Genomic DNA, 6,781 nt, shown 5'->3' on the forward strand with positions numbered 1-6,781 from the left:
ATCAGATACGTTGTTTGGAATTAGAACCGTTTCTAGTCCATAGGCAGCAATTAATCCCCCAATAATGACCATTAATCCGCGCAGGATTAATTTAAGTTTAATAGGTTTATGTATTTTGTTTGTAGTCATATATAATTCCTCTCTTCCCTTTACTTATCATATGTAGCTCTGAACATTCCTCCTTAGGATTTTATGAACTCATAAATTTACATCGATCTGAGTGGTGATCAATTCTTCTTTTGTTATTCCTAAAAATTTTAGTGTCTCCGATGGTGTTGAATGGTTAAAGTGTTTTTGTAAGAGTGCAATCGAGACACCCTGTTTAAACGCATGAAATCCGAAGGTTTTTGCTAATGAATTTGTCCCAATCTTCCCTTCAATGCCTACCTTAACAGCTGCTTCATGGATGATTCGATAGGCCTGTTGTCGTGTAATCGGTTGTTTAAACTTACGAGATTGGAATAAATAAATTTGTTGTTCGATGTTGACCTGATCTAAGTAAGACTTTACCGCTTCCTTCACTTTTTTGTTTAAATATATGGACTTCCTCCTTTCACTCTCCATTTCAGAGTAATGATAAAAATCCTTCATTTCACCATCACTATTAAAAAGTTCCTTTACCTTAATCAATAACAGTTCAGAGATTTTAAGCCCTGTATTTATTCCAAAAACAAACAATAAATAATCCCTATATGAATGTTCTTTAAGGTAATTTTTCATGATATTTATTTGTTCTAAGTCTCTAAGTGCATCCACTGTTTCCAACGAATCATTACTCCTTCAATGTTACTTAATTAAATTATAAATTATATTTGAGTAACATTCAAATCTTCCGCCTATGAATGAACGGATTAATTTATCATCGGAAAATGGATGTACAAGTATACTAGTCAAAGTCAAAAACGAAAAAAAGGCCTCAGCCCTTGATATATAGAGCTAAAGCCGCATACGCATTATGATTATTCCAAAGTCTGCCTGAAGGGTTTGGGCGCTTATGTATTTACGGTTAAAAAAGAGGCAGTTGAACTTCATTCAGCTCCTCTCCCTACGCAAAAAAGGCACGCCTAAAAGAATGCGTTTTTCGAAAATATGTATTGGATATATAATAAAAAAATCGTAAGATTACAATCGATAAATCCCCTTCCATTAGACCGACCAAAGTTAAATCTTTAACGTCTACTGGAAGGGGATTTTTAGATAGACATAGTTGCCCTGGATTTATACAAAAGCAGGTAGTTTTTCTTCTTCAAGTGTTAATAGACGCTTTTTGATATCTTCTACATTTACAATTTTTCGTGAGACACCCGTTTCCATCGCAACTTTAGCCACTGCCGCTGCTACATGGGCAGCAACCCGCCGGTCAAATGGATCGGGGATCACATATTCAGTATGGAGGTCTTCCTCTGAAATCAATTCAGCAATGGCATAAACGGCTGCCAATTTCATTTCTTCATTGATCTCTTTTGCGTGAACGTCTAAAGCACCGCGGAAGATGCCTGGGAATGCAAGTACATTATTCACCTGATTCGGGTAATCAGAGCGGCCCGTCCCAACTACGAGTGCTCCCGCTTCTTTTGCATCCTCCGGCATAATTTCCGGTACCGGATTGGCCATCGCAAAAATGATCGGATTTTGATTCATGGAACGAACCATCTCTTTCGTGACAGTACCTGCAGCTGATACTCCGACAAACACATCTGCTCCCTTCAGTGCATCCGCTAATGACCCTTGTTGTTGTACTTTATTAGTAATACGGGCCATATCTTCTTTAAATGAATTCATTCCCTCAGGACGGCCTTTATAGATGATTCCTTTTGTATCACATAAAATAACATCTTTAACACCCATATGAAGCAACAGCTTAATAATCGCCACTCCTGCGGCACCCGCACCGTTTGCGACTACGCGAATATCTTCAATTTTCTTGTCAGCCAATTTAAGAGCGTTGATTAATCCGGCAGCTGTTACGATTGCAGTACCGTGTTGATCATCATGGAAAATGGGAATATTGCTGACTTTTCGTAAGCGATCTTCAATTTCAAAACATTGAGGTGCAGAAATGTCTTCTAAGTTAATCCCTCCAAATGTAGGCTCAAGCAATTTGACAACCTCGATAATTTTGTCACAATCAGTTGTATCTAAGCAAAGAGGGAATGCATCTACATCGGCAAATGATTTGAATAACAATGCTTTTCCCTCCATAACCGGCAGGGCAGCTTTTGGGCCAATATTTCCAAGTCCGAGTACAGCTGTTCCGTTTGAAACAACAGCAACAAGATTACCCTTCATTGTATAGTCATATACCTTGCTTTCATCCACATGAATGTCTAGGCAGGGTTCTGCAACGCCTGGTGAATAAGCAAGACTTAAATCGTTTGCATTGCGTACTGCGACTTTTGAGTGAACACCAAGCTTTCCTCGATTTTCTTTGTGCATCTTTAATGCTGCTTCACGTAAAGTTGACATACAATGTCTCTCCCCTTGTTTAATATGTTATGGTTATAGGAAAATTGAGAAAATAGGGCTATGTGATAAGGATACATAACTTTGGGCTTCAGCCCATTTTATACTTGGTTATCATGGTAAAGATCTTAAACAGCAACTAAATTAACACCATAATCATTAAAATAAACAATCTCGGAAAGAATCTTACAGCCTTCAATGCTTTCGAAGGCTTCTTTTGCTTCTTCCGCTGTGTCAAACTCAAACATTTTTATAGTTGAATTTGAATAGAGAGTGATGACCCACATTAACCTTTCCCCCAATTAAATTTGACTTCATTAAAGAAATACTTTTGGTTTCTCAGTAAGAATCTAGCGCTCTTTCTCTACACGAATACGCTTTCATAATTTGCGAAAAAAATAATATCACTCACACTAATAAACACCATCAACTCCCCTTTAATCATAAATAGCAGAAACCACTTGTTTTATATATAAAACAACGTTACCGTTATTAATAATATTATATTGAATTTTAATAATAGTCAATAATATTCAGATAATTTGTTTTTATAAAGAAAACTAGTTTTATATACAAAACATAAAAAGATATTGTTTCATTTATGACAACAATGAAACAATACCTTTTTCTTTTTCATCAATAGTTTCCCTGTATACCCTACTCTAATAGTTTCTTTAGAAATAATTCAAAAAGAGAATCTTTAAAAGCTTTTAAACGGTTTCGAATCCTACAATAAAAATGTCTGTAAAATCCAACAACAATTATGCTTTGACCAAACTTAAGACTTGGTTTGATATTTTCAAAATGTAAGATAAAGTAAGATATTCTAATAAAGATAGAAAATTCAGAAAAATATTTCTTGCAAAATATTTATTTACTTTCAACCGAAGTGCGTAAAGATCTTCTTAAAATTTTACCAGTACTGTTCTTTGGAAGTTCAGTTAAAATTTCAATTTCGCTTGGATTCTTGTACTTTGCTAATCTTTCTTTAGCAAATAACTTAATCTCCTCTACTGACACATTTTGATTGTTGCAAACGACAAATGCCTTTACAATTTCTCCATAATTACTATCAGGAATTCCGATTACAGCTGCTTCTACAATTTCTGGATGTTGATACAATACCTCTTCTACTTCTCTTGGATAAACATTATAACCACCCACGATGATTAAATCCTTTATACGGTCAATTATATATAGATAGCCATCCTCATCCATTTTTGCTAAGTCTCCTGTATAAAACCAACCGTCTTTAAACGCAGCTTTTGTTGCTTCTGGCATTTCTAAATAGCCTAGCATAACATTCGGTCCTTGAACAACTAATTCTCCAATTTCACCAATCGGTACTTCTATACCATTTGGATTTACAACTTTATTAGTGACATTTGGTATATTTACGCCAATTGAACCAGGTTTTCTAATACCATTTAAAGGACTAAATACAGTTACAGGAGCAGTTTCAGATAAGCCATATCCTTCTAAAATATCAACTTTATATTTTTCTTGGAATCGATTAAGTAGTTCCACTGGTAATGAAGCACCACCTGAGAAACATGCCCTAATAGATGAAAAATTATCCGCTGTAGCATTCGGTAACTGCATCATAAAACTATACATTGTAGGAACACCTGCAAACAAGGTTGCTTTTTCTCTTACAATGGTTTTAACTACTTCGGCAGGATCAAATTTAGGAGTTATTAAAATGTGTGCTCCACTTCTAATCGGAGTATTAATACATACTGTCATACAAAATACATGGAACATTGGTAACGTTGCAATAATTCGATCATCTTTAGTAAATCCAAAAAATTCTCCAAATGATTCAGCATTCGAAGCCATATTTCGATGAGAAAGCATTGCTCCTTTTGGATTTCCGGTTGTACCTGAAGTATATAAAACAACCGCAAGATCATTCTCATCAATAGGAGGTGAAACAAAATCATTTTTCGTACTATGTAGTAGTAATTGTTCCCAGCTATAAAAAGTATTAATAGATTCGGTGTAGAAAGTCATTTGTAAATCTTCTAGTTTATTTTCTAATGATGACAATATTGGACTTAATCCTTGGTTTGCAATAACTACCTTAGCTTTACTATTCGATAGAATGTATTCAATTTCACGAGAAGTAAAAATTGGATTAATTGGGACGACAGATGCACCTGTACGTAGAATTCCATAATATGCAATAACAAATTCAGGACAATTTCCTAGAAGTAATGCTACTCGATCTCCTTTTCCAATACCATTCTCATATAATCCTGAGGCAACTTTATCAACCATTGCATCTAATTCTTGATAAGTTACACTACGATCTAAAAATGTATAAACAAAACGATCAGGATACTTTTCTGCACTATTTTTTAAATTTCCACTTAAATTGTAACTCATAATTCCTCTCCTTTTTAAATCATTCATGAACAAACTCAAAATAATGCTACATTTGTGGACAGAAACCATGACGTTTAAGGAATTCGATTTGAATTGATATATTCTCTTCAAAACACTCTCCTGTATATGGCTCAAAATGAGTGCTATCTAGCATGTGAAACTCTACATCTTTGATTTTAGTAGCCGCGCGTTTCGTAGTAGCTGCTGGTGTTACAGTATCCTTACTGCCTGCAATGACTAATGAAGGTACTTGGATTCTATGAACACTGTGAGAAGGACTATACATTGGAATTTTAAGAAATGTCCTAGCTAGTACTTTATTTTCCCATTGGGAGTCTTTGGGTACTAATTGCAAAAATCCTTCCCAGCTACCTTCTGAGTTCATAGCCGCAAATTTCCCTGGTTTACCGATTACTGGACTGTAATAATGACTTTTGAAGAACGCATTTCCTAAAATGTCACGCAAAGCCGCTCCAATAGCTGTTAGAAGATCGCTTGGTTTCATAGCTAGCATAGTTGGAATCCCACTTACATGTGGAACTTGTGCAATTACTGCAGCTATAGAAGGTTGTTTCCCCGCAATTGTTAGAACATGTCCGCCTGAAAGTGAGCTCCCCCACAGAATGACACGATTGGCATCGACCTCAGGCATTGATTTGACATGCTTTAATGCCTCGTAATAATCCTCTTGGTGTCGCTTCGGATCTACCCAATGGCGTGGCTCCCCTTCGCTATCCCCAAAATTTCTATAGTCAAAAAAGAAGGCAGCTACACCAGCTTCTGCAAATCTTTCTGCAAAGGCATTTAATCTAAAATTTCGTATACCTGCAAATCCATGAGCTAGGAGAATGACTGCAGGATTGTTTACGCCTATGGGTAAGTAAAGCGTTCCAGCACATTTCAGTCCTCCACTTAAAAATATGGAATGAATGGCTTTGTATTCATAAGTTGTATTTGCGGTACTCACATTTATTACTCCTTTCTCTCTTTTAAAACGTAGCATTACTTTCAAATTTTTTCTGTTTTAGGAAACAATTCATTCGAAGTCAAATAAGCAAAACTACTTTAACATCATTATCATTTATCTTTTTACTTTTTTAGTAAATTCTTAAAAAGTTTTATTACTAGACTGATTGGCAACAATTTTATTTGATTCAGGTCTTACACCAATCCAAAATAAGATCCCAATGATAAGCATCAGCAAGGCGGTTATTTGAAACCCATGATTAAATCCAACTGCCTGAGATGTTGATTTTTGGATAATAGCCCCAAAAACCAGAGGTGCGATAATACTAGCAATAGTCGACAAAGAAGTAAAAACCCCCTGAGCTTTTCCGATATTTTTATCAGAAACAGTCTCAAATAAAATAGCTGGTAATAAAACAAGAGAAACTGTACATAAACCTGGAGAAACAGATAATAAGATCATTGATAATAAACTTGATTTAACAATTGTAGCTAAAAATAAACCAATTGCTGATAAAAACATTAAAGTTCCAACATAAACGATACGTGATTTTCGTATGTTTTTCGTTTTGTGATAAGATCGATCTGAAAGGGAAGCAATGATAAATTGTAAAACAGCTGTGATAAGAAATGGTAATGAAACAGCTAATTTTAATCTACTTCCCTCGAAATGTTTTACATTTTCATAAAAGTTAGGAAACCAAATTAAATTTAAAGCTAATAACCAATATGATGCCATACCAGTTAATATAATAAGGATAAAATTCTTAGTAGCTATAATTTTGAAAAATTGACGCCAACCAATAGATGTCGTATTTTGTGACTGCGTTTCAGATTGAGAAGGAGATGGGAGTCCTAATTCTTTTGGACTTTCTTTAGCAAATATGATCCAAAATACAAGAAGTACTAAACCTAGTATTCCCGTTGTCAAAAATGCACTTCTCCAACCATAAGTACTCATTAA

General features: G+C 35.1%; 6 protein-coding genes and 1 pseudogene. All 7 read right to left on the reverse strand.

What is annotated here, in order from left to right; all coding sequences use genetic code 11:
* Nucleotides 1-129: pseudogene (locus V7137_RS28355) on the reverse strand (YitT family protein); the annotation flags it as partial.
* Between the two features lie 69 nt (nucleotides 130-198).
* A complete protein-coding gene (locus V7137_RS28360; protein ID WP_335701154.1) occupies nucleotides 199-765 on the reverse strand; it encodes a tyrosine-type recombinase/integrase in 567 nt (188 codons plus the stop codon).
* A gap of 453 nt (nucleotides 766-1,218) precedes the next feature.
* Nucleotides 1,219-2,466: an NAD(P)-dependent malic enzyme gene (locus V7137_RS28365; RefSeq protein ID WP_335701155.1), complete on the reverse strand. Its 1,248-nt coding sequence runs from the start codon at nucleotides 2,464-2,466 to the stop codon at nucleotides 1,219-1,221.
* 125 nt (nucleotides 2,467-2,591) lie between these two features.
* Entirely contained in the window at nucleotides 2,592-2,750 is a 159-nt protein-coding gene (locus V7137_RS28370; protein WP_335701156.1) for a hypothetical protein, read from the reverse strand.
* Nucleotides 2,751-3,333: 583 nt separating this feature from the next.
* Nucleotides 3,334-4,851, reverse strand: coding sequence for a long-chain-fatty-acid--CoA ligase (locus V7137_RS28375; RefSeq protein ID WP_335701157.1), 1,518 nt, complete (start codon nucleotides 4,849-4,851; stop codon nucleotides 3,334-3,336).
* Nucleotides 4,852-4,897: 46 nt separating this feature from the next.
* Nucleotides 4,898-5,818 (reverse strand): alpha/beta hydrolase, encoded by a 921-nt coding sequence (locus tag V7137_RS28380; RefSeq protein ID WP_335701158.1) that lies wholly within the window; start codon nucleotides 5,816-5,818, stop codon nucleotides 4,898-4,900.
* A gap of 141 nt (nucleotides 5,819-5,959) precedes the next feature.
* Nucleotides 5,960-6,781: MFS transporter (locus V7137_RS28385; protein WP_335701159.1), on the reverse strand; the 822-nt coding region annotated here is incomplete at its 5' end.

The organism is Neobacillus drentensis (genome assembly GCF_036962765.1).
Lineage (GTDB): Bacteria > Bacillota > Bacilli > Bacillales > Cytobacillaceae > Neobacillus > Neobacillus drentensis_C.